The organism is Streptomyces sp. NPDC017529 (genome assembly GCF_044329785.1).
Lineage (GTDB): Bacteria > Actinomycetota > Actinomycetes > Streptomycetales > Streptomycetaceae > Streptomyces.
In genome coordinates this window covers 314182-334898 of sequence record NZ_JBIRJY010000005.1, presented here as the reverse complement: position 1 = coordinate 334898, position 20717 = coordinate 314182, and the positions used below count along the sequence as shown (strand labels likewise).

23 protein-coding genes and 7 tRNA genes are annotated in these 20717 nt (G+C 72.9%); 19 read left to right on the top strand and 11 right to left on the bottom strand.

The genetic code is table 11. The features are described 5' to 3' along the window. The first annotated feature begins 198 nt into the window (after positions 1-198). Positions 199-1422, top strand: coding sequence for a uroporphyrinogen-III C-methyltransferase (gene cobA, locus ACH4K4_RS15355; protein WP_398167612.1), 1224 nt, complete (start codon positions 199-201; stop codon positions 1420-1422). Between the two features lie 35 nt (positions 1423-1457). After that, entirely contained in the window at positions 1458-2297 is an 840-nt protein-coding gene (locus ACH4K4_RS15350; protein ID WP_398167611.1) for a TrmH family RNA methyltransferase, read from the top strand. 13 nt (positions 2298-2310) lie between these two features. Here the strand turns inward: ACH4K4_RS15350 and ACH4K4_RS15345 are convergent, their stop codons facing one another. Both ACH4K4_RS15345 and ACH4K4_RS15340 read right to left on the bottom strand, forming a co-directional pair. Beyond that, the gene (locus ACH4K4_RS15345) at positions 2311-2709 is read right to left on the bottom strand and encodes a DUF4440 domain-containing protein (RefSeq protein WP_398167610.1); all 399 of its coding nucleotides are present in this window, start codon (positions 2707-2709) and stop codon (positions 2311-2313) included. Positions 2710-2762: 53 nt separating this feature from the next. Further along, positions 2763-4253 (bottom strand): protein kinase, encoded by a 1491-nt coding sequence (locus ACH4K4_RS15340; RefSeq protein WP_398167609.1) that lies wholly within the window; start codon positions 4251-4253, stop codon positions 2763-2765. 203 nt (positions 4254-4456) lie between these two features. Between ACH4K4_RS15340 and ACH4K4_RS15335 the strand changes: the two genes are divergently transcribed. Beyond that, on the top strand, positions 4457-4723 hold the full coding sequence (locus ACH4K4_RS15335; protein ID WP_398167607.1) for a hypothetical protein: 267 nt from the start codon (positions 4457-4459) through the stop codon (positions 4721-4723). A gap of 188 nt (positions 4724-4911) precedes the next feature. After that, on the top strand, positions 4912-5118 hold the full coding sequence (locus tag ACH4K4_RS15330; RefSeq protein WP_398167606.1) for a hypothetical protein: 207 nt from the start codon (positions 4912-4914) through the stop codon (positions 5116-5118). A 193-nt stretch (positions 5119-5311) separates the two neighbouring features. Here ACH4K4_RS15330 and ACH4K4_RS15325 read toward each other — a convergent pair. The 5 genes from ACH4K4_RS15325 to ACH4K4_RS15305 all read right to left on the bottom strand — a co-directional run bounded on the left by ACH4K4_RS15325 (position 5312) and on the right by ACH4K4_RS15305 (position 5790). Then, positions 5312-5383: transfer RNA gene (locus ACH4K4_RS15325), tRNA-Val, on the bottom strand. A gap of 34 nt (positions 5384-5417) precedes the next feature. Beyond that, a tRNA-Val gene (locus ACH4K4_RS15320) sits at positions 5418-5489 on the bottom strand. A 47-nt stretch (positions 5490-5536) separates the two neighbouring features. Further along, positions 5537-5608 (bottom strand) — tRNA-Val (locus ACH4K4_RS15315). A 1-nt stretch (position 5609) separates the two neighbouring features. After that, positions 5610-5683: transfer RNA gene (locus tag ACH4K4_RS15310), tRNA-Cys, on the bottom strand. Between the two features lie 34 nt (positions 5684-5717). Further along, positions 5718-5790 (bottom strand) — tRNA-Gly (locus ACH4K4_RS15305). Positions 5791-5968: 178 nt separating this feature from the next. On the opposite strand from ACH4K4_RS15305, the gene ACH4K4_RS15300 reads away from it, so the two are divergent. Genes ACH4K4_RS15300 through ACH4K4_RS15290 form a run of 3 tightly spaced genes read left to right on the top strand, consistent with a single transcriptional unit; the run spans position 5969 to position 8726 of the window. Beyond that, on the top strand, positions 5969-7039 hold the full coding sequence (locus ACH4K4_RS15300; RefSeq protein ID WP_398167605.1) for a chorismate-binding protein: 1071 nt from the start codon (positions 5969-5971) through the stop codon (positions 7037-7039). Continuing rightward, positions 7036-7860, top strand: a complete 825-nt coding sequence (locus ACH4K4_RS15295; RefSeq protein ID WP_398167603.1) for an aminotransferase class IV — start codon at positions 7036-7038, stop codon at positions 7858-7860. The genes ACH4K4_RS15300 and ACH4K4_RS15295 overlap by 4 nt, the downstream gene beginning before the upstream one ends. Positions 7861-7895: 35 nt before the next feature. Continuing rightward, positions 7896-8726 (top strand): GNAT family N-acetyltransferase, encoded by an 831-nt coding sequence (locus tag ACH4K4_RS15290; protein ID WP_398167602.1) that lies wholly within the window; start codon positions 7896-7898, stop codon positions 8724-8726. 30 nt (positions 8727-8756) lie between these two features. Here ACH4K4_RS15290 and ACH4K4_RS15285 read toward each other — a convergent pair whose 3' ends face one another. Beyond that, entirely contained in the window at positions 8757-9281 is a 525-nt protein-coding gene (locus tag ACH4K4_RS15285; protein ID WP_398167601.1) for a DsbA family protein, read from the bottom strand. Positions 9282-9482: 201 nt separating this feature from the next. Between ACH4K4_RS15285 and ACH4K4_RS15280 the strand changes: the two genes are divergently transcribed. Together ACH4K4_RS15280 and ACH4K4_RS15275 are read left to right on the top strand one after the other, a co-directional pair. Beyond that, positions 9483-9938, top strand: a complete 456-nt coding sequence (locus ACH4K4_RS15280; protein WP_398168017.1) for a hypothetical protein — start codon at positions 9483-9485, stop codon at positions 9936-9938. 176 nt (positions 9939-10114) lie between these two features. After that, complete coding sequence (locus tag ACH4K4_RS15275; RefSeq protein WP_398167599.1) at positions 10115-10288, top strand: hypothetical protein; 174 nt, start codon at positions 10115-10117, stop codon at positions 10286-10288. Between the two features lie 33 nt (positions 10289-10321). Here the strand turns inward: ACH4K4_RS15275 and ACH4K4_RS15270 are convergent, their stop codons facing one another. Further along, positions 10322-10888: a CGNR zinc finger domain-containing protein gene (locus ACH4K4_RS15270; protein ID WP_398167598.1), complete on the bottom strand. Its 567-nt coding sequence runs from the start codon at positions 10886-10888 to the stop codon at positions 10322-10324. Positions 10889-11124: 236 nt separating this feature from the next. After that, the gene (locus ACH4K4_RS15265) at positions 11125-11538 is read right to left on the bottom strand and encodes an SsgA family sporulation/cell division regulator (protein ID WP_003987206.1); all 414 of its coding nucleotides are present in this window, start codon (positions 11536-11538) and stop codon (positions 11125-11127) included. 190 nt (positions 11539-11728) lie between these two features. On the opposite strand from ACH4K4_RS15265, the gene ACH4K4_RS15260 reads away from it, so the two are divergent. The 4 genes from ACH4K4_RS15260 (at position 11729) to ACH4K4_RS15245 (ending at position 13082) form a co-directional block, all read left to right on the top strand. Further along, positions 11729-12196 carry a TIGR02611 family protein gene (locus ACH4K4_RS15260; protein ID WP_398167597.1) on the top strand — a complete coding sequence of 156 codons (468 nt, stop codon included), beginning with the start codon at positions 11729-11731 and terminating at the stop codon, positions 12194-12196. A 73-nt stretch (positions 12197-12269) separates the two neighbouring features. Continuing rightward, a tRNA-Val gene (locus ACH4K4_RS15255) sits at positions 12270-12341 on the top strand. Positions 12342-12427: 86 nt separating this feature from the next. Continuing rightward, entirely contained in the window at positions 12428-12889 is a 462-nt protein-coding gene (locus ACH4K4_RS15250; protein ID WP_398167595.1) for an SRPBCC family protein, read from the top strand. A gap of 121 nt (positions 12890-13010) precedes the next feature. Further along, positions 13011-13082, top strand: a tRNA-Val gene (locus ACH4K4_RS15245). 79 nt (positions 13083-13161) lie between these two features. Here the strand turns inward: ACH4K4_RS15245 and ACH4K4_RS15240 are convergent. Further along, entirely contained in the window at positions 13162-13887 is a 726-nt protein-coding gene (locus ACH4K4_RS15240; RefSeq protein ID WP_360135729.1) for an exonuclease domain-containing protein, read from the bottom strand. Positions 13888-14074: 187 nt separating this feature from the next. Between ACH4K4_RS15240 and ACH4K4_RS15235 the strand changes: the two genes are divergently transcribed. The 6 genes from ACH4K4_RS15235 to ACH4K4_RS15210 all read left to right on the top strand — a co-directional run bounded on the left by ACH4K4_RS15235 (position 14075) and on the right by ACH4K4_RS15210 (position 20699). Further along, entirely contained in the window at positions 14075-14641 is a 567-nt protein-coding gene (locus ACH4K4_RS15235; protein WP_398167593.1) for a DUF4365 domain-containing protein, read from the top strand. Continuing rightward, positions 14641-15831, top strand: coding sequence for a hypothetical protein (locus ACH4K4_RS15230; RefSeq protein WP_398167592.1), 1191 nt, complete (start codon positions 14641-14643; stop codon positions 15829-15831). Before ACH4K4_RS15235 ends, ACH4K4_RS15230 begins: the two co-directional genes overlap by 1 nt. Positions 15832-15965: 134 nt before the next feature. Further along, positions 15966-17948 carry a threonine--tRNA ligase gene (gene thrS / locus ACH4K4_RS15225; protein WP_398167591.1) on the top strand — a complete coding sequence of 661 codons (1983 nt, stop codon included), beginning with the start codon at positions 15966-15968 and terminating at the stop codon, positions 17946-17948. 85 nt (positions 17949-18033) lie between these two features. Further along, a complete protein-coding gene (locus tag ACH4K4_RS15220; RefSeq protein WP_398167589.1) occupies positions 18034-18591 on the top strand; it encodes an HIT family protein in 558 nt (185 codons plus the stop codon). Positions 18592-18678: 87 nt separating this feature from the next. Next, on the top strand, positions 18679-19491 hold the full coding sequence (locus ACH4K4_RS15215; RefSeq protein ID WP_398167587.1) for a polysaccharide deacetylase family protein: 813 nt from the start codon (positions 18679-18681) through the stop codon (positions 19489-19491). After that, positions 19491-20699: a YncE family protein gene (locus tag ACH4K4_RS15210; RefSeq protein WP_398167586.1), complete on the top strand. Its 1209-nt coding sequence runs from the start codon at positions 19491-19493 to the stop codon at positions 20697-20699. Before ACH4K4_RS15215 ends, ACH4K4_RS15210 begins: the two co-directional genes overlap by 1 nt. The last annotated feature ends 18 nt before the right edge of the window (positions 20700-20717 follow it).

Below are 20717 nucleotides of genomic sequence, written 5' to 3'. Positions count from 1 at the left end.
CCCCCGGCCCGCAGCCACATAGGCTGTGGGCCGGGGCCGTACCCTCTCACCAGGCCCGAGGCCCCCCCGGGGCGGCAACCGTCCCGCCCCACCAGCCGCTCCAGCGCCGCAGCGGCGAACGCGTCCCCGTTCCCCCGCCCGCGAGCGCTGCCCGCACCACCAGCGCCCCGCGCCACCCGCACAAGGAGCCGTACCGCCATGGCCGAGCACGCCGAACACGCCGCCTACCCCGTCGGACTGCGCCTGTCCGGCCGCCGCGTGGTCGTCCTCGGCGGCGGCCAGGTCGCCCAGCGCCGCCTGCCCTCCCTGGTCGCCGCGGGCGCCGACGTCCTGCTGGTCTCCCCGTCCGCCAAGCCGTCCGTCGAGGCCATGGCCGACACCGGCGAGATCCGCTGGGAGCGCCGCCGGTACGCCCCCGGCGACCTCGCCGACGCCTGGTACGCGCTGATCTCCACCGACGACCCCGAGGCCAACGCCGCCGCCTCCCAGGAGGCCGAGGACCGCCGCGTGTGGTGCGTGCGCTCCGACGACGCCGAGGCCGCCACCGCCTGGACCCCGGCCACCGGCCGCAGCGAGGGCGTCACCGTCGCGGTCCTCACCGGCCGCGACCCGCGCCGCTCCGCCGCCGTACGGGACGCCATCGTCGAGGGCCTGCGCGACGGCACCCTCGCAGCCCCGCACCACCGCGCCCGCGCCACCGGCGTCGCCCTGGTCGGCGGCGGCCCCGGCGACCCCGACCTGATCACCGTGCGCGGCCGCCGGCTGCTCGCCGAGGCCGACGTGGTCATCGCCGACCGGCTCGGCCCCCGCGACCTGCTCGCCGAACTCCCGCCGCACGTCGAGGTCATCGACGCCGCCAAGATCCCGTACGGCCGGTTCATGGCCCAGGAAGCCATCAACAACGCCCTGATCGAGCACGCCCGCGCCGGGAAGTCCGTGGTCCGCCTCAAGGGCGGCGACCCGTACGTCTTCGGCCGCGGCATGGAAGAACTCCAGGCCCTCGCCGAGGCGGGCATCCCCTGCACCGTCGTCCCCGGCATCTCCAGCTCCATCAGCGTCCCCTCCGCCGCCGGCATCCCCGTCACCCACCGCGGGGTCGCCCAGGAGTTCACCGTCGTCAGCGGCCATGTCGCCCCCGACGACGAGCGCTCCACCGTGGACTGGTCGGCGCTCGCCCGCCTGCGCGGCACCCTCGTCGTCCTGATGGGCGTCGAGAACAGCGGCGCCATCGCCGCCACGCTCATCGCGCACGGACGCGGCGCCGGCACCCCCGTGGCCGTCGTCCAGGAAGGCACCACCGCGGCCCAGCGCCGCGTGGACGCCACCCTCGCCACCCTCGGCGAGACGGTACGGGCCGAAGGCATCCGCCCGCCCGCCGTCATCGTCATCGGCGACGTCGTAGCCGTGCACCCCACCCCCTGATCCCGCCGAACCACCACCGACAAGGCACCCACCCCGTGGCTGACATCATCACCGTCGACGATCCGGACGACCCCCGCCTGAGCGACTACACGGGCCTGACCGACGTGGAGCTGCGGCGCCGCCGCGAGCCCGCCGAGGGCCTGTTCATCGCGGAGGGCGAGAAGGTCATCCGGCGCGCCCGGCACGCCGGATACGAGATGCGCTCGATGCTGCTGTCCGCCAAGTGGGTCGACGTCATGCGGGACGTCATCGACGAGGTCCCGGCACCGGTGTACGTGGTGAGCCCCGCCCTCGCCGAACGCGTGACGGGCTATCACGTGCACCGCGGCGCCCTGGCGTCCATGGCCCGCAAGCCCCTGCCGACGGCGGCCGAGATCCTCGCCCGGCCCGGCACCCGCCGTATCGCGGTGATGGAGGCGGTCAACGACCACACCAACATCGGCGCCATCTTCCGCAGCGCGGCCGCGCTCGGCATGGACGCCGTCCTGCTCTCCCCGGACTGCGCCGACCCCCTCTACCGCCGCTCGGTGAAGGTCTCCATGGGCGCGGTCTTCGCCGTCCCGTACGCCCGCCTGGAGAACTGGCCCCGCGACCTGCAAACGGTCCGCGACGCCGGCTTCCCCCTGCTGGCCCTCACCCCGGACGCCGGGGCCACCCCCATCGACCAGGTGGCACCCCACCGCCTGGACCGCGCCGCCCTGATGCTCGGCGCCGAGGGCGACGGCCTGTCGGCGCGGGCGCTGGCGGCCGCCGGCACGTGGGTCCGCATCCCCATGGCCCACGACGTCGACTCCCTCAACGTGGGCGCGGCAGCGGCGGTGGCGTTCTACGCGGTGACGGCGGGGCGGGGGGACGGGGGACCGGCCGCCGGCTGAGCGCCGTGCGCGGTCAGGGCTCGTCGTACCAGGCGAAGGCGGCGATCCGCCAGCCCTCCGGGGTGCGGACGAACTGGAAGGTCTTGGTCCCGCTGCCTTCGAACGGCCGGCCGTCCATGATCCCGGACTTGCGGTACGTGCCGAACCGCGACGCGATATCGCCCGCGATCTCGGTGCGCTCGGAGGTCTCCCATTCGGCGAACTCGACCAGCCGGCCTTCGGTCAGCAGCCGCAGGCGAGGCTCGATGAACTCCTCCACGGTATAGGCCGTGAACTTCTCTCCCGTGCTGACGATCACGCCGCCCGGGAGCATCAGCTTTCGGATCCTGGCTACATCGGCGGCCCGGCCGCCACGGTTGTCGAAGGCACCGAAGAACTCGGTGGTCATCGCGTCGATCTCGGTCTTGGACACGGCGGGACGTTAACACCTGCCGGCGATCAAGGGCACCGGAACGCGGACGTCACTCAGGTACGCCCGGCCCCCGTCGGTGCCTCCGTCACGGACGACGAGGTGTACACCGTACGCTCGATCCCCGACGACCTGGCGGGCCCCTGGCAGCCCTGCGCCGCCGCGATACCCAGCGCGACCAGCAGCGTCACCGTGATGAACACGATGATCCGCTGCCGCAGCAGCCGCCGGTCGGGCCCTGGCCGGCGCCCGCCGGGCGACGTACGGGGCGCCCGCGCCGGGCGCGAACCGTTTCGCCCCGTACGCGCTCCCGGCACGGAAGGGCGGCCCGCCGGCCGCCGGCCGCCCCGGGGCTTCGGCGCGGCCTCCCCGGAAGCCCCCGGGGCCCCCGGCGCCGCCTGGGCCCGTGCCGGCGCGGACCCACGGGCCGCGCCCCCGCGCTGCGCCTGCGGGCGCGGCGTCGGCGTGTTGGCCGCCCGCCGCTCCGTCCGCTGCCGCGCGTACTCCTCCGCGCGCTTGCCCGTCGGGCGGTCCGCCTGCGGCCGTACGGGCCTGGGCCGGGCCGGTGTGCTCCGCTCGGACGCCGGACCGCGCTCGGAGCCCCGCTCCGCCGCGGGGCCGCGCTCCGCCGCGGGGCCGCGCCCCGGCCGCCCGCGCCCGGGGCCGCCGGGCGGCCGGCCCGTGCCGGACGCCCCGTCCGCCGATCCGCCGGACAGCGACAGGCCCTGCGCCTCGCGCGCCGCGATCTCCTTGAGCCGCAGCGACAGCGAGAGCGTGCTCGGCCGGTCCGCCGGGTCCTTCGCCAGGCAGGAGGCGAGCAGCGGTGCCAGCGCGTCCGGCACCCCCGCCAGGTGCGCTTCCTCGTGCACGACGCGGTAGAGCATGACCTCCGAACTGCCCTGGCCGAACGGGGAGTCCGCCGTACAGGCGTAGGCGAGCGTCGCGCCGAGCGCGAAGATGTCCGTCGCCGGGGTCACGGCCGCGCCGCGCACCTGCTCCGGCGCGAGGAACCCGGGCGAGCCGACCGCGGTGCCGACATGCGTGAGCGTGCTCGCGCCGGTGGCCCACGCGATGCCGAAGTCGATGATCCGCGGACCCTTGGGGGAGAGCAGGATGTTGGACGGCTTCAGGTCGCGGTGGACCACGCCCGCGTCGTGCACCGCGAGCAGGCCCTCGGACAGCGCGGCGCCGATCGAGGCGACCTGCGCCGGGTACAGCGGGCCCTCGTCGTTGACCTTGTCGTGCAGGGAGGGTCCTGGGACGTACTGCGTGGCGAACCAGGGCCGGTCCGCGTCCAGGTCGGCGGCCACCAGCCGCGCCGTACAGCCGCCGCGGATCCGCCGCGCGGCCGACACCTCGCGCGCGAACCGCGAGCGGAACTCCTGGTCCTCGGCCAGGTCGGGACGGATGACCTTCAGGGCCACCCGCTGCCCGCGCTTGTCGGAGCCGAGGTAGACCACACCCATCCCGCCCGCGCCGAGCCGCCGGTGGAGCCGGTACGAACCGACGACACGCGGGTCCTCGCGCCGGAGCCGCATCATCGCCATGTCCATCCCCGCTGCCCGGTCCCGTCTGACGTGGCACAGCTTACGGATTGCCGGCTCGCTGTGCTGATAGGCCGCGCATGCGTCGGCCACCGGATTGTCAGTGCCGGGTGGGATCCTGAGGATGCGGGGGCGAGCCGGGCGCGGCGCGGCCAGGCCTCCCGTGTGTGGTCCCAATGATCCGTCGCGGAAGGGGGATTGACACGGTGAAGGGTGACCGGGTCGAGATCGTCGTGGACGCCGGGGACACGACCAGGGCGTACGAAGTGGTGGCGAGCAGGGCGGGCCGCAGGGTGGAGACGGCGGTGCGCAGGGGAGTGGTGGAAGTGAGCGAAGTCACCCGGAGCGGTTCGGTGGTCCGCACGGCCCGCTTCATGGCCAACAGGGTTCTCGCCCTGGTCGAACACCCCGTGCCCCGGGCCGAGGAGTCCGAGGTCGCGGAGCGTCCCCTCCGGGATGTCCCCGGGTCCTGAGGGCGCGTCTCCACCCAGGGGAGTACGCGCGGCGGCGTACCGTCATCCTCCCGGAGGCCGGACAAGGGGTACGACGGCATGACGCCCCGGCCCCGCCGGTTGCCTAGTCTTGTGGGCAAGCGGCGGGTGGAAGCACTCGTCCCCCGAGGTCAGACGCCCGCCGCCCCAGACACGACAGGAGCGGGGCGATGGCAGACATCTTCGGGCGCACGGCCGTCCGCACGCAAGGGCGCCAGGCCGCCTCGGCGTTCGGCGGGCAGCCCTCGGGGAAGCGCCATCCGCTCGTCGCGGTGGCCATGGTGCTGCCGCTGGCGGTCCTGCTGGCCGTCGTATTCGGCGGCTGGGAAGCCGTCATGACACAGGCGTCGTCCGTGGCCGGAATGCTGGGGCGCTGAGGCGCCCCGGTCCCGGGAGAGCGGCCCGGGGCGGGGGACTTCCGGCCGACAACCCCGTGGGGACGGGGGTGCGGCGGACGGCAGAGTGGCCGGGCATCTGGGGAGATGCCCGGCCATCGGCCTGTCCGCGCCGTCGCGCGTACACCAACGACCGAGGGCCGGAGCGATGTGCTCCGGCCCTCGGACTGCGGTGTGGACGATACTGGGATTGAACCAGTGACCTCTTCCGTGTCAGGGAAGCGCTCTCCCGCTGAGCTAATCGTCCTCGGGACCGCGGCCCGGGGCCGCGGGGTGCTGCGTGCGCGATACTGGGATTGAACCAGTGACCTCTTCCGTGTCAGGGAAGCGCTCTCCCGCTGAGCTAATCGCGCGGGGTTCTCCTCTGCCCGTAGGCGGAGGAACGGTCCTTGCGGACCAGTGGACGATACTGGGATTGAACCAGTGACCTCTTCCGTGTCAGGGAAGCGCTCTCCCGCTGAGCTAATCGTCCTTGGAGGTGGAGACGGGATTTGAACCCGTGTAGACGGCTTTGCAGGCCGTTGCCTCGCCTCTCGGCCACTCCACCAGGAGTGCGGGGGTCGGGAAGATCCCCCACTTCGAGCGGACGACGAGACTCGAACTCGCGACATCCACCTTGGCAAGGTGGTGCTCTACCAACTGAGCTACGTCCGCAGGTGCCTTTCCCGGACCAGGTCCGGGGAGGAACCCCGTCTCCGTTTCGCTTCCGCGTCCCGGCGACGTGTTGAACTCTAGCGGATTCCCGGGCCAGTACAAAAACGCGTTTGTGCAGCGTGCTGCGCTGCTCGCTCGGCCGGGGCGGCCGCCGGGCCCCAGCCATAGACTCGATGGCGTGAACGACCTCCCCCCTCTGGCCCGTCTCGGCGGCCGCATAGCCACTGACCTGCGCGATGTCACCCGTGATCCGGAGGCCCTGGACTCGGGCGGGTGGTGGGCCGTCGTCGCCGACTACGAGGGCGGTCTGATCTGCGCGCGCTTCGGGGACGTGCGGGACGCCGGGGCGGTGCCCCCGCCGGACCCCGCCCGCTGGCGGGGCCCGGCCCCCGGGGACTGGCGCAGTTCCCTCGACCGCGACGCCTACACGGCGGGCGTACGGCGCATACGCGCGTACATAGCCACCGGCGATGTCTACCAGGTGAACCTCTGCCGCATTCTGAGCGCGCCGCTGCCGGATCCCGAGCGCGCCGACGTGGACGCGCTCTCCGCCGTCCTGGCTCGCGGCAACCCGGCCCCGTACGCGGGCACGGTCCGGCTCCCGGCGCACGGTACCGAGGTCGCGACGGCCTCCCCCGAGCTGTTCCTGCGCCGGCACGGGCGCACGGTCGAGTCGGGGCCGATCAAGGGCACCGGCCGGATCCCGGAGGACCTGCGGGACAAGGACCGGGCGGAGAACGTGATGATCGTGGACCTGGTCCGCAACGACCTGGGGCGGGTCTGCCGCACCGGCTCGGTCACCGTCCCCGCCCTCTGCGCGGTCGAGGCGCACCCCGGCCTGGTCCACCTCGTCTCCACCGTGCGCGGCGAACTGGCGGACGAGCACGAGAAGACGGCCTGGGCGGACCTCTTCGGCGCCACCTTCCCGGCCGGCTCCATCACCGGGGCGCCGAAGCCGGCGTCGCAGCGCATCATCGAGGAACTGGAGACCGCGCCCCGCGGCCCGTACTGCGGCGGCATCGGCTGGGTGGACGCCGACCGCGGCACCGGCGAGCTGGCCGTCGGCATCCGTACCTTCTGGATCGACCGCACGGCCCCCGAGGGCCCGGTGCTGCGCTTCGGCGCCGGAGCCGGCATCACCTGGGGCTCGGACCCCGAGGGGGAGTGGGACGAGACCGAGCTGAAGGCCCGCAGACTGCTCGCGGTAGCGTCGGGCCTGCACGAGCCGAGCGGAGGGACACGACCATGAGGATCTGGCTCGACGGAGAGCTGCGCGACGCCGACGGCGCCCGGGTCTCGGTCTTCGACCACGGCCTGACGGTCGGCGACGGCGTCTTCGAGACGCTGCGGACCATCGACGGGCGCGCCTTCGCCCTCACCCGCCACCTGGACCGGCTCACCTCCTCCGCCCGCGGCCTGGGCCTGCCCGCGCCCGACCTCGACGAGGTGCGGCGCGCCTGCGCGGCCGTCCTGGACGCCAACCCGGCACCGCTCGGCCGGCTGCGCATCACCTACACCGGCGGCCTCTCGCCGCTCGGCTCGGACCGCGGCGAGGCGGCCCCCACCTTGGTCGTCGCCCTCAGCGAGTCCCCGCGCTGCCCCGGCACCACCGCGGTCGTCACCGTCCCCTGGACGCGCAACGAGCGCGGCGCGCTGGCGGGCCTGAAGAGCACCTCCTACGGGGAGAACGTCGTCGCGCTCGCCCGCGCCCGCGAGCAGGGCGCCTCCGAGGCGCTCTTCGGCAACACCGTCGGCCAGCTGTGCGAGGGCACCGGCTCCAACGTCTTCGTCGTCCTGGACGGCGAGCTGCACACCCCGCCGCTGTCCTCCGGCTGCCTGGCGGGCATCACCCGCGCCCTGGCCGTCGAGTGGGCCGGCGCCAAGGAGACCGACCTGCCGCTGGACGTCCTGGAGCGCGCCGAGGAGGTCTTCCTGACCTCGACGCTGCGCGACGTGCAGGCCGTCACCCGCGTCGACGGGCGCCGACTGGGCGACGCGCCGGGCCCGTTGACCGCCGAGGCGATGCGCGTCTTCGCGGAGCGCGCCGCCGCCGACTTCGACCCGCGCTGATGACGGACGCGCCGGGGACCGAGTAGAAAGTCAGCGTGACCACAACGCTGCGCCCTGACGGCCCCGAGGAGCGCCTGGCCGACGGCGGCCGGGCCCGTACCTACGAAGTCTGCGTCAACAGCCGCCCGGTGGGCCGGATCGTCCTGGCCACGGACCGCCGGCTCGGCCCGGCCGCCGGCCGCATCGCGGACCTGCGCATCGACGAGCGGGACCGGCACCGCGGCCGCGGCACGGTCGCGGCCCTCGCCGCCGAGGAGGTGCTGCGCGGCTGGGGCTGCCGGCGGATCGAACTGGACGTGCCGGCCGGCGCCGGACCCGCGCTGCGGCTCGCCGCCGCCCTCGGCTACACGGAGTACAGCCGCCGGATGCACAAGGAACTCACCACGCCGCCCGAGCTCCCCGAGGGCAGCGTGGACCGGCCGCTCGGCGCGGCGGAGTTCCCGGACTGGCTGGCCACCGCGCACGCCGAGTACGTCGAGACGAAGGCGGCCCACGGGGTGCCGCGCGAGCGGGCGGAGCGGGCCGCTGCCGAGGACCACCGGAGGCTGCTGCCGGACGGTCCGGCCAGCGCCGGCCAGTCGGTGCGCGTACTGGCCCACGAGGGCACGGACGTGGGCACCGTCTGGACCGCGAAGGACGCCTTCGGCCGGCCCGGCGGCTACGTCCTGGCCGTCCGGGTGGCGCCGGAGCACCGCGGCCGGGGCCACGGGCGCACGCTCATGCTCGTCGCCGAGCGCGAGAGCCTCGCCGCCGGCCGCGCCGTACTGCGCCTCAACGTCTTCACGGACAACGTGCCGGCCTGCGGCCTGTACGACTCGCTGGGCTACCGGCCGGCCGAGCACTCCCTGCAGAAGCCCCTGCTCTGACCGGGCGGCCCCACGCCCGCCCGGGACGGTTCAGGCCTGTCCCGCCAGCAGCCGGTCGGCGATCTCCGCGACGCGCTCGCGCAGGCCGTCCTGGCTCTTGCCGCCGTCCAGCAGCTCCCCGCCGATCAGGTAGGTGGGCGTGCCGGTCACGCCGATCGCCTTGCCCTCGGCCTGGTCCGCGTCGACGGTCAGCAGATGCCGGCCGTCGATGAGCGCGGTGTCCATCTCCTCGGCGTCCAGGCCCAGTTCGCCGGCCACCGCGAGCAGCAGCTGCTCGCCGCGGGCGCCCAGTTCCTCCGTACGGGCCAGCACGGCTTCGGCGTACGGCCAGCCCTTGCCCTGCTCCGCGGCCTCCTCGGCGGCCTGGGCCGCGGCGTAGGCATGCTGGTGCTTGGCCAGCGGGAAGTGGCGGAGGCGGATGTCCAGCCGGTTCCCGTAGCGCTCGCGCAGGGCCCGCAGGTCGTCCAGCGCGGTGGTGCAGTCCGGGCACTGCAGCTCGCACCACACGTCGAGGACGACGGGGTGCGCGGAACCGGAGGTCGTGGCGTCGTTCATGGGCCCAGTCTCCCAGCAGGCGGCCGCCGACCCGAACCGGGACCTGCGGAGGAGCCCTACCCCGAGATGTCCCTGAGCCCGCCCCGGATCGTGGCCCCGGCGCCTGTGAACAGTGCAGGATGGAAGGTGGAGCAGGACAGGACGGCACCCGCGGCGGCTCGGCGCGCGGTGCGCCACGACCATCGGCTGGAGGACCGGATGCTGCTGACCTCGACCGTCTGCGCCGCGGTGTCGGCGGCGGGCCTGGGTATCGCCGCGCTGACGGCCTACCGCAAGCGCTTCCTCGCCGCGACGCGGATCGCGGCGTTCTCGCTCGTTCCCGTCGGGCTGGTGATGACCGGCGTCGTCGAGTGGGTCACCGGCCTGGTCTTCAAGCCCATGGTCTGGGCGGGCTTCGGCGTGCTGGCCCTCTCCGCCGTGCTGTTCATGATCAGCAGGGTGGCCGAGCGGCATGCGGGCAAGGCGGGCGGCAGCCGCAAGGAGCGGCGCGCCGCGGCCCGGCGGCAGCCCGGTGCGGTGGCACCCGCGGCCTCGGCCCCTTCGCTGGGCGCGGGCGCCGGGACCGGGCAGCCCGCCGCCAGGGCGAAGGCGAAGGGGAGCGCTCCGCAGGAGGACTTCTCCGACATCGAAGCCATCTTGAAGAAGCACGGGATCTGAGCACGGGATCCGAGAGCACGGGATCCGGGCACGGGCCCGGCCGCCCGCACGGCTCGTGCGGGTGATGCCTCGGACACCGTAGCGATCACGCAAATGCACGGGATCTGGTGAACTCCCGCTGCCCAGGGGTGATTCGGGCGCCCCCGCGTGATCACGTGCGCCATTATCGGCGCGAGATGAACGACGAGTGCGCCCTGCCCCGGGACCCCGCCGTCACACCGGCGGACTCCCCGGCCCCCGAACCGCGTGGCTGTCTTTTCGCGTTGTCCCAGCCGCCCCTGATGCTCTTCCTCACCGTCATCGCCGTCCTTCTGCTCATCGGCGCCCTCCACGACCTGCTCCTCCTGTGAGGCCGGACGGGGCGGGACGGCCGGGGCGCACCGTCAGCGCGCGGCCTCGCGGCGGCGCGCACGGTACGCCGCGACGTGCAGCCGGTTGCCGCACGTACGGCTGTCGCAGTAGCGGCGCGAACGGTTGCGTGACAGGTCCACGAACGCGAACCGGCAGTCCGGGGCCTCGCAGTGCCGCAGCCGCTCCCGCTCCCCGGCGACGACCAGGAACGCCAGTGCCATCCCGCCGTCCGCCGCCAGGTGCTCGGCCAGCGAGGCGCCCGGCGCGAAGTAGTGCACGTGCCAGTCGTAGCCGTCGTGGTCGGTCAGCTGCGGCGTGGTGCCGGCCGACGCGACCAGGTCGTTGAGCCGCTCGGCCGCCGTGCGGTCGTCCGGCGCGGCGAAGATCCCGGCGAACCGCGACCGTACGGCCCGCACGGCCGCCAGGTCGCGGTCGCCGAGCGTGCCCACGTCGCTGACCGCGTTGCGCGCGACGAACGCCCGGAGCTCCGACAGGTCGGTGAGGCTGTCGGTGGCTCCCGGGGCGTCGCCCTCCGGAGCGGTGTTCAGGAGGTCGACGACCGCGTCGAGCGCGCACCGGGTGTCGTGGGTGATCATCACGGGTTCGCTCCCTGGCCGGGCGGGGTCGGCCGCGCCGCCCCGGTGTCCTTGCCGAATGGTCGCCGACTCTAGCGCGTCCAACAAGCCTCGGCGCCGTCTCCGCGGTGGGTCCGCGGCGACGACGCCGGCTCGTGCCGTATGAACTTGTCGGTCCTGTTCCGTCGCCCCGAGTCGGACGGTGCAGGTGTGAGCGGTTCGGTGCGGTGGATGGCTGCGATGGGCTGCTGCGCCGCCTTTCAGTTCTCCGCGAGGATGTGGGAGAGCTCCGTGTCGAGATCGAAGTGCCGGTGTTCCGTGCCTGGTGGAACCGCCGCGTCGGTCCTCTTGAGGAACGACTCCAGGGCCCGCGCGGGGGCCTCCAGGAGAGCCTCGCCCTCCGGGGAGCTCAGGGCGATGCAGACAACGCCCTGTCCGTGGCTCCGGGACGGCCATACGCGGACGTCTCCGGTGCCCGTGGGCCGGTGCAGGCCCTCGGCGAGGAGGTCGCGGGCGAAGACCCACTCGACCGTTTCCTCGGCTCCGGTGTGGAAGGTCGCGTGCACGGCATACGGATCGGCCGTGTCATACCGCAGGCCCGCGGGTACAGGCAGTGACGACTCGCTCGACACAACGAGGCGCAGGTGCAGCTCGCAGCTGACCGTGGTGTTCATAAGCGCCAGGGCCTTTCGCTCAGTGTGCGCTCGGGGATTCGCACGTCGGCGAAATCGACATGCCACCTACGGTGCCGTTGTAAACCCCTCTGAGGGTTTTGGGTGACTTCCGGTACCTCTTACGGCGGAGCTGCGGATCCTCCCTGGCGGCCATTCCGGTGACCGACTTCCCTCGGGTAGGTTTCTCCTCATGAATACGGAGAGTAACGGGGGAGTCGGCATAACCGCCGCGGCGGCGGCTCCGGCTGCGGAACAGGACGGCGCGGGAGAGACTGCGAACGTGGAACAGCGACTCGGCTCGCGGGCGCCGCATTTCATCAAGCGTTCCCGGCCCCTGCACCTGAGCTGGCAGGTCGGCATCTTCGTCGTCGGCCTCGCGGTGGTCGTGGGTGGCGTCATCATGCTGCCGCTGCCGGGTCCCGGCTGGCTGGTGATCTTCGCGGGCATGGCGATCTGGGCGACCGAGTTCGTCTGGGCGCAGCTGGTGCTGCGCTGGACCAAGCGCAAGGTCACCGAGGCGACGCAGAAGGCGCTGGACCCGAAGGTGCGGCGGCGCAACATCATCCTGACGAGCGTCGGCGCGGTGATCATCGTGGCCGGGCTCGCCGTCTACCTGTGGAAGTTCGGCTTCGTGCTGCCGTGGCACGCCGGCGAGTGAACGCCGGGGGCGCCCGGCCCCGGCGGGTGGTCACAAGACCCCTCCGACGTGCGGTAATGTTGGCGCTGCGCCCGGGCGATTAGCTCAGCGGGAGAGCGCTTCGTTCACACCGAAGAGGTCACTGGTTCGAACCCAGTATCGCCCACACCGGACGACGGCCCGGAGGTCCCAGACCTCCGGGCCGTCGCCGTCCGCCTGCCCCCGGCGCCGCCGGAGCGGCACAATCGGTGTATGCCCGGCTGGCCGCACACCCTGCACCGCTACCGCTTCCGCAGCGAATGGCGGCTGCCCGCGCCGCCCGCGGCGGTCTACGCCGCCCTGGCGGACGCCGAGGCGTATCCGCACTGGTGGCCCCAGGTGCGCCAGGTGGTCCGCGTGGACGAGTACACCGGCACCGCGCGTTTCAGATCGCTGCTGCCGTACGTCCTCACGGTCACCGCGACCGGCACGCGGCGCGCCCCCGGCACCGGCGTGCTGGAGTTCGTGGTGCGCGGCGACCTGGAGGGCTTCGTGCGCTGGACGGTCGGTGCGTCCGGCGGCGGAACGCGGGCCGTCTTCGAGCAGGAGGTGGTGGTGCGCAAGCCGTCGCTGCGCCGGTTCGCGCTGCCGGGACGGCCGCTCTTCGTCGTCAACCACACGCTGATGATGCGCGCCGGGCGCCGGGGGCTGGCCTCGTGGCTCGCCCACGGGTGATCTCCGAAAGGGCGACCCGGGGCCGGGCATGGGAATGCGGCGGCAAGGAATTTGATGGAAAGGCGCCGCGGCCTGTATTGTTCAGATCGTTCGCGGGGGAAACCCCGGGAGCAAAAGACCCGGGCGATTAGCTCAGTGGGAGAGCGCTTCGTTCACACCGAAGAGGTCACTGGTTCGAACCCAGTATCGCCCACCGGGACCGAGGGCCGGGCCGCCAACAGGCGGCCCGGCCCTCGGCGTTGGTACGGCAACCTTCCGGCGTCCGGCGCCGGTCAGGCGGCCGCCGGCAGCTCCGGCCGCATCGGCCAGTGCGGGTCCACCGCCTCCTCCGTGCCGTTGCGCGCGAACCACGCCTCCAGGCCGCGCGCCTGCGCCGCGTGCCACACCGCCTGCCGGGTGTGCAGCTGCGCCGGACTCAGCGACTGGAGCCGTTCCGCGTACCGCTGCCCCAGCGCCCGTACGACCTGGAGCGCGGCGAGCGCGTCGGCGGCCGCCTCGTGGGCCCCGGTCAGCTCGACCCCGTACTCCGCGCACAGGTCCGTGAGCGTCCGGCGGCCCTTGCGGTAGCGGTCCAGGTGCTTGTCCAGCACGCGCGGGTCCAGCACGGACAGCGGGTGGGCGCCGAGGTAGTGCGGGAGCGAGGCGGCGCGGTGCCGGCGCAACTCGCGGTCCAGCAGCGTCAGGTCGAACGGCGCGTTCATCACGATCAGCGGCCGCCCGGCGAGCGACTGGTCGGTCAGCGCGCGGGCTATCTCCTCCATGACGGGAGACGGCCAGCGGCCGTGCAGGGCCAGGTGCCCGTCCGTCAGGCCGTGCACCGCGGTGGCCGCTTCGGGGACGGGTACCCCCGGGTTGACCAGCCAGCGGGTGATGCGGGGGACGCTGCGCGGGGTTTCCTGGACGACCAGGGCGGCGGACACGATGCGATCTCGCTCCACGTCGATCCCGGTGGTCTCGGTGTCGAAGGAAGCCAGCGGACCGTCGTACCAGCACGGCATCTTCACAACTCCTCGCGCTCGTGCGGCGGGTGGGCCGATTCGGCCACCCGACCAGGTGATACCCGAGGCTTCCGGTTGTCGAACCGTCCTGGTTTGTTGACCACTTGGCGCGGACAAGAACACTTCGACGGGCCGCCACCTCGCGTGCGGCCCCCTCGAACGACGCGTCCCGGAAGGCACTTGAGCGATGACGCTCGCGCAGCCCGAACCGGGAGGACTGGTGCCCGGACGGACGGCTCCGCCACGTGGCGCGCTTGCCACCACGGCCTGTATGGAAACGCTCCAGGTGGGCTATCTTCACGCGGTGGCCGCCGCATCGGGCTGCTCGCTGGCCCAGCCCTTCCCCGACAACGGCATCGACTGGCACGTCAGCCACGGCGCGCCCGGCCATGCCGTCGACGACGAAGTGACCATCAAGGTGCAGTTGAAATGCACGTACCAGGTCGCCCCCAGGCCGCCGGGACCGAGCTTTCCCTTCACCCTGGACAACGACCACCTGAGGAAGCTGGCGCGTACGCCCGTCGCGGTGCACAAGATCCTGGTGGTGATGCTGGTGCCGCGGACCCCGGAGGACTGGCTGCGAGCGGACCACGACCGCCTCGCACTGCGCCACTGCTGTTACTGGATCAACCTCGCCGGCCATGAGGTGACCGGCAGGAACCGGACCAACGTGCGGATCCCGACCACGCGGATCTTCGACGACCGCGCGCTCCGCGAGATCATGACGCGGGTCGGGGCGGGAGGGAGACCGTGATGCACCGGCCGACCGACGAGTACGAATTCAGGCTGCCGGACCCCGCGCAGCTCGACCCCGTGGTGCTCGGCGCCCTGCTGGCGCGGCACGGCTGGCGGCGCAGGGGCGGCGCCGCCGGCCACTACGCGCGCTGGACACCGCCCGGCGGCGCCGCGGGGGGCACGAGCCTGCTCGTACCGCAGACCAGGACGTTCCCGGACAGCACCGACCTGCTCGCGGAGGCGCTCGCCGCCCTCACGCACAGCGCCGCGCCGTCCGCCCGCGAGGTGCTGGCCGGGCTCGCGGTGCCCAGCGACGAGGTGCGCTGGGAGCGCGAGGTCCCGGACGACGGGCTGGGCGGCACGCCGTGGGTGGCGCAGGAACAGCTGCGTACGGCGGCGCGCTCGATGCTGATGGCGGGCGCGCTCGGCACGTACGGCCGGGCGGGTTTCTACGGGGCGCGGCACAAGCGCAAGGCCGAGGCGTTCATGGCGGACGTGCTGGTCGGGCCCGCGCCGGCCGGGCGGAGGCTGACCGCGTACGTCCCGGTGTCGGCGGGCCGCGCGGCCGTCGCCGGGCTCCAGCGCGCGCTGCACGCCATCCGCGACGCCACGGACTACCAGCGGGCGACCGGCGGCATGGAGGCGTTCGACGCTGCCGTGGAGCTGGGCGTCTGCCACGAGCTGGCGGAGGCGCTGATCTCGCTGGTGCGGGAGGCGGAGGGGGTACGGATCTCGGTCGAGTGGTCGCCGGGGGCAGGGCCGCCGCCCGGCTTCGCCGCCCGGCCCGAACCGGTCGAGTTCTCGCCCGGCGACCTGCCGGCGCTCCAGCAGGCCGCCCAGCGCTACGTACGCGGCGAGCCGTCGCTGCCGGTACGGGTGACCGGCGCGGTGGTCCGGATGCGGCGCGAGCGGCCCGGCGGCCCCGGCGCGGTCCGGCTGCGGGTGCTGGCCGGGGCCGACGTCGTGCAGGTACGGGTCGCGCTCGACGAGGAGGACTACCGCATCGCCGGGCACGCCCATCTGGTCGGCCTGCCGATCAGGGTCAGCGGGCGGCTGGAGAGCCGGGGCGGCTTCCGCCGCATCACCGGCGCGTCGGACGTCACCCCCGTCCAGGTGGACGAGGCCGAACGGGACCGGCTGCTGAAGTCGCTCCAGGAGAACCTGGACTTCTTCGAGGAGGCGTGCGGGGGGCCGCTGCCGGACGACTGACGGGCACGGGGCGGGGGAGCGGCCGGGCGGGGGAGCGGCCGCGCCGACCGTTTCGCGAGGAAGACCGGTGGCTCGGTACGATTCGGCTGCGCAGCAATCGCTGACGCGCAGGAGACATGAGTCAGGAGAGACCGGTGTCAGACGTCCGTGTGGCCATCCAACGCGATTCCGAGCGGGAAGAACGTGTGGTGACCACGGGCACTACGGCCGCCGACCTCTTCCAGGGCGAGCGCTCCGTCGTCGCGGCCCGCGTCGCCGGGCAGCTCAAGGACCTGGCCTACGAGCTGGCCGAGGGCGACGAGGTCGAGCCCGTCGAGATCACCAGCCAGGACGGCCTGGACATCCTGCGCCACTCCACCGCGCACGTGATGGCGCAGGCCGTGCAGGAGCTGTTCCCGGAGGCCAAGCTGGGCATCGGCCCGCCCATCAAGGACGGCTTCTACTACGACTTCGACGTCGAGACCCCGTTCACCCCCGAGGACCTCAAGCGCATCGAGAAGAAGATGCAGGAGATCCAGAAGCGCGGGCAGAAGTTCTCCCGGCGCGCGGTGAGCGACGACGACGCCCGCGCCGAGCTGGCCGGCGAGCCGTACAAGCTGGAGCTGATCGGCCTCAAGGGCTCCGCCGCCGAGGCCGCCGAAGGCGCGTCCGCCGAGGTCGGCGCCGGCGAGCTGACCATCTACGACAACCTCGACGCCAAGAGCGGCGAGCTGACGTGGAAGGACCTGTGCCGCGGCCCCCACCTGCCGACCACCCGCGTCATCCCCGCCTTCAAGCTGATGCGCTCGGCCGCCGCCTACTGGCGCGGCAGCGAGAAGAACAAGCAGCTCCAGCGCATCTACGGCACCGCGTGGCCGACCAAGGACGAGCTCAAGGCGTACCTGGAGTTCCTCGCCGAGGCCGAGAAGCGCGACCACCGCAAGCTGGGCGCCGAGCTGGACCTGTTCTCCATCCCGGAGGAGCTGGGCTCCGGCCTCGCCGTCTTCCACCCCAAGGGCGGCATCATCCGCCGGGAGATGGAGAACTACTCGCGGCGCCGCCACGAGGCCGCGGACTACGAGTTCGTCAACACCCCGCACATTTCGAAGGAAGGGCTCTTCGAGACCTCGGGGCACCTGCCGAACTACGCCGACGCGATGTTCCCGCCGCTGGAGTTCGACGGGCAGAACTACCGCCTCAAGGCGATGAACTGCCCCATGCACAACCTGATCTTCAAGGCGCGCGGCCGCTCGTACCGCGAACTGCCGCTGCGCCTCTTCGAGTTCGGCACGGTCTACCGCTACGAGAAGTCCGGCGTGGTGCACGGCATGACCCGGGCCCGCGGCTTCACCCAGGACGACTCGCACATCTACTGCACCAAGGAGCAGATGGCGGACGAGCTGGACTCGCTGCTGACCTTCGTGCTGGACCTGCTGCGCGACTACGGCCTGGACGACTTCGAGCTGGAGCTGTCCACCCGCGACCCCGAGTCGGACAAGTTCATCGGCGAGGACGCGGAGTGGGAGGAGGCCACCGAGGCGCTGCGCCAGGCGGCCGAGAAGCAGGGCCTGCCGCTGGTCCCGGACCCGGGCGGCGCCGCCTACTACGGCCCCAAGATCTCCGTGCAGGCGCGGGACGCCATCGGCCGGTCCTGGCAGATGTCGACCATCCAGGTCGACTTCCAGCAGCCCAAGCGCTTCGGCCTGGAGTACACCGCGGCCGACGGCTCCAAGCAGCAGCCCGTCATGATCCACCGCGCGCTGTTCGGCTCCATCGAGCGGTTCTTCGCGGTGCTGCTGGAGCACTACGCGGGCGCGTTCCCGGTGTGGCTGGCCCCCGTGCAGGCGACCGGCATCCCGATCGGCGACGACCACGTCCCGTACCTCCGGGAGTTCGCCGCCGAGGCGAAGGAGCGGGGGCTGCGGATCGACGTGGACGCGTCGTCGGACCGGATGCAGAAGAAGATCCGCAACGCCCAGCGCAGCAAGGTCCCGTACATGATCATCGCGGGTGACGAGGACGTGGCCAACGGAGCGGTGTCCTTCCGCTACCGCGACGGGTCGCAGAAGAACGGCATCCCGAAGGCACAGGCGATCGCCGAGATGCTGGACGCGGTGGAGCGCCGCATCCAGGTGTGAGCCGGGCCCCGCAGGCGCGGGGCGAGGCAGGGGCGGTCCCGGTCCGGGACCGCCCCTCGCCGCATTCCGGCGCAGGCCGGGGAATATGCTGGCCCGCATGACGAGTGAGCCGGAGCAGCAGATCGGAGTCGGGACACAGGACGCCTTCCAGCGACTGTGGACGCCCCACCGGATGGCGTACATCCAGGGGGAGAACAAACCGTCCGGACCGGGCGCCGAGGACGGCTGCCCCTTCTGCACGATTCCGGCCAAGTCGGACGAGGACGGGCTGGTGATCGCCCGCGGCGAGCACGTGTACGCGGTGCTCAACCTCTACCCGTACAACGGTGGCCACCTGATGGTCGTGCCGTTCCGGCACGTCGCCGACTACACCGAACTGGACGGTCCGGAGACCGCCGAGCTGGCCGGGTTCACCAAGCGGGCGATGACCACGCTGCGGGCCGCCTCCGGCGCGCACGGCTTCAACATCGGCATGAACCAGGGTGCGACCGCCGGCGCCGGCATCGCCGCCCACCTGCACCAGCACGTGGTGCCGCGGTGGGGCGGCGACACCAACTTCATGCCGGTCGTGGGCCAGACCAAGGTGCTTCCGCAGCTGCTCGCCGACACCCGGAAGATGCTGGCGGACGCCTGGCCGCAGTAGTGGCCGTGCCGGGGTGCGGCCGAGACACACCCCTCGGTAAATCGGATAAATCGGCGAAAATCGGACGGGTTGCCCTCTAATGGTGAGGTGACTTGTCTGCATCGCCGCTCCGTGCTGCGCGCCGCCGCCTCGGCCGCGGCCGCCGGCGCGCTCGCGTCGGGGTGCGGGACGGCCCGTACGGACACCGCTTCCGTACGGGCCTCCGACTCCCCGCGGCCGGGCGGGACCGGCCCGCCGCCGGGCGGCCCCGCCGCCTCGGGAGCCGCCCGCGCCGCCCGTCCGCCCACGCGCGCACCCGGCCTGCCCGTACAGATCCAGCACGGCCCGCGGCGCGGCACCGCCGTCGCCCTCACCTTCCACGGCCAGGGCGACGCCGCAACGGCCACCGCGCTGCTCGGCGAGGCCGAGCGGGCCGGGGCCAGGGTGACCGTGCTGGCCGTCGGCAGCTGGCTCGACGAGCACCCGCTGATGGCCCGCCGCATCCTCGACGGCGGCCACGAACTGGGCAACCACACCCTGCGCCACCTCGACATCTGCGCACTGCCGGCCGAGGAGGCGTACGCCGAGATCAGCGGCTGCGCCGAGCGGCTGCGGAAGCTGACCGGCACGATCGGCAGCTGGTTCCGCCCCTCCCGTACGCAGTACGCCACCGAGCTGGTGACCCGGCTGGCCCGCAGAGCCGGCTATCCGCACGTCCTCTCCTACGACGTCGACTCCCTCGACGCGGACGATCCGGGCGCCCCGGCGGTCCAGCGCACCGTGCTGGACGAAGCCCGCGCGGGATCCATCGTGAGCCTGCACCTCGGGCACCCCGGCACCGTTGCCGCGCTGCCCCCGATCCTCGACGGCCTGCACCGGCGCGGACTGCGCGCGGTGACGACAACGGAGCTTGTGACCTGATGGCTGACCGGACCCGTATGCAAGATTCGAAGCGCGCCCGCTCCGGCCGGCGGGCCGCGGTGCTGGCCGTCGCCTGCGCCCTGGTGGCGGCGGGCTGCGGTGGCGGCGGGAAGAAGGCCGCCGACAGCGGCGCCGGGGCGTCCTCGCCCCCGGCCTCGCCCGCGAAGGCCGCCAAGCCGGGACTGCCGGGCATGCCGCCGGTGCTGGACGAGCACGACGTGTACGCGGCGGACCGCCCCGGCAAGCTCGCGCCGCACGTCAAGGACTTCCCCTCGCGCGTGTACGTGCCGAACACCGGCTCCGACACGGTCAGCGTCATCGACCCGAAGACGTACAAGGTCGTCGAGACCATCCCGGTGGGGGTGCAGCCGCAGCACGTCGTCCCGTCGTGGGACATGAAGACGCTGTGGGTGAACAACAACCGCGGCCACGACCTGACCCCGATCAACCCGGCGAACGGCAGGCCGGGCAGGTCGGTGGACGTGCACGACCCGTACAACCTCTACTTCACGCCCGACGGCAAGTACGCGGTCGTGATGGCCTCGATGGACAAGGAACTGGTCTTCCGCGACCCGAAGACCATGGCGGTGCGCAAGACCGTGCCGGTCACCTGCGCGGGCGTCAACCACGCGGACTTCTCGGCGGACGGCAGGTACTTCATCGTCTCCTGCGAGTTCTCGGCCGAGCTGCTGAAGGTCGACACCGCGCGGATGAAGGTCGTCGGGCAGCAGAAACTGCCGTTCAGGGGAGCGATGCCGCAGGACGTGAAGATGTCGCCCGACGGGAAGACCTGGTACATCGCGGACATGATGGCCGACGGCATGTGGGTGCTGAACGGCGACACCTTCGAGAAGCCCCGGCTGATGCCGACCGGCAAGGGCGCCCACGGCCTCTACGTCAGCCGCGACTCCGAGAAGATGTACATCTCCAACCGGGGCGAGGGCTCCGTGTCCCTGCTCGACTTCAAGAGCGGCAAGCTGGTGGACAAGTGGCACATCCCCGGAGGCGGCAGCCCCGACATGGGCGGGGTCTCCGCCGACGGCAAGGTGCTGTGGCTGTCCGGCCGCTACAACTCCGAGGTCTACGCGATGGACACGCGTACCGGGAAGACCCTCGCCAAGATCCCGGTGGGCGAGGGGCCGCACGGCCTGGCGGTCTACCCGCAGCCCGGACGTTACTCGCTGGGGCACACGGGGATCTTCCGGTAGGCGGCACGGCGGCGCGGG

Excerpts from the sequence above, each read along its gene's own strand:
- cobA (WP_398167612.1), top strand. The coding sequence starts at position 199 with ATGGCCGAGCACGCCGAACACGCCGCCTACCCCGTCGGACTGCGCCTG.
- ACH4K4_RS15340 (WP_398167609.1), bottom strand. The coding sequence starts at position 4,253 with ATGGCGATGATGCGGCTCCGGCGCGAGGACCCGCGTGTCGTCGGTTCG.
- ACH4K4_RS15330 (WP_398167606.1), top strand. The coding sequence starts at position 4,912 with ATGGCAGACATCTTCGGGCGCACGGCCGTCCGCACGCAAGGGCGCCAG.
- ACH4K4_RS15295 (WP_398167603.1), top strand. The coding sequence starts at position 7,036 with ATGAGGATCTGGCTCGACGGAGAGCTGCGCGACGCCGACGGCGCCCGG.
- ACH4K4_RS15285 (WP_398167601.1), bottom strand. The coding sequence starts at position 9,281 with ATGAACGACGCCACGACCTCCGGTTCCGCGCACCCCGTCGTCCTCGAC.
- ACH4K4_RS15275 (WP_398167599.1), top strand. The coding sequence starts at position 10,115 with ATGAACGACGAGTGCGCCCTGCCCCGGGACCCCGCCGTCACACCGGCG.
- ACH4K4_RS15265 (WP_003987206.1), bottom strand. The coding sequence starts at position 11,538 with ATGAACACCACGGTCAGCTGCGAGCTGCACCTGCGCCTCGTTGTGTCG.
- ACH4K4_RS15260 (WP_398167597.1), top strand. The coding sequence starts at position 11,729 with ATGAATACGGAGAGTAACGGGGGAGTCGGCATAACCGCCGCGGCGGCG.
- ACH4K4_RS15250 (WP_398167595.1), top strand. The coding sequence starts at position 12,428 with ATGCCCGGCTGGCCGCACACCCTGCACCGCTACCGCTTCCGCAGCGAA.
- ACH4K4_RS15240 (WP_360135729.1), bottom strand. The coding sequence starts at position 13,887 with ATGCCGTGCTGGTACGACGGTCCGCTGGCTTCCTTCGACACCGAGACC.
- ACH4K4_RS15235 (WP_398167593.1), top strand. The coding sequence starts at position 14,075 with ATGACGCTCGCGCAGCCCGAACCGGGAGGACTGGTGCCCGGACGGACG.
- ACH4K4_RS15230 (WP_398167592.1), top strand. The coding sequence starts at position 14,641 with ATGCACCGGCCGACCGACGAGTACGAATTCAGGCTGCCGGACCCCGCG.
- ACH4K4_RS15220 (WP_398167589.1), top strand. The coding sequence starts at position 18,034 with ATGCTGGCCCGCATGACGAGTGAGCCGGAGCAGCAGATCGGAGTCGGG.
- ACH4K4_RS15210 (WP_398167586.1), top strand. The coding sequence starts at position 19,491 with ATGGCTGACCGGACCCGTATGCAAGATTCGAAGCGCGCCCGCTCCGGC.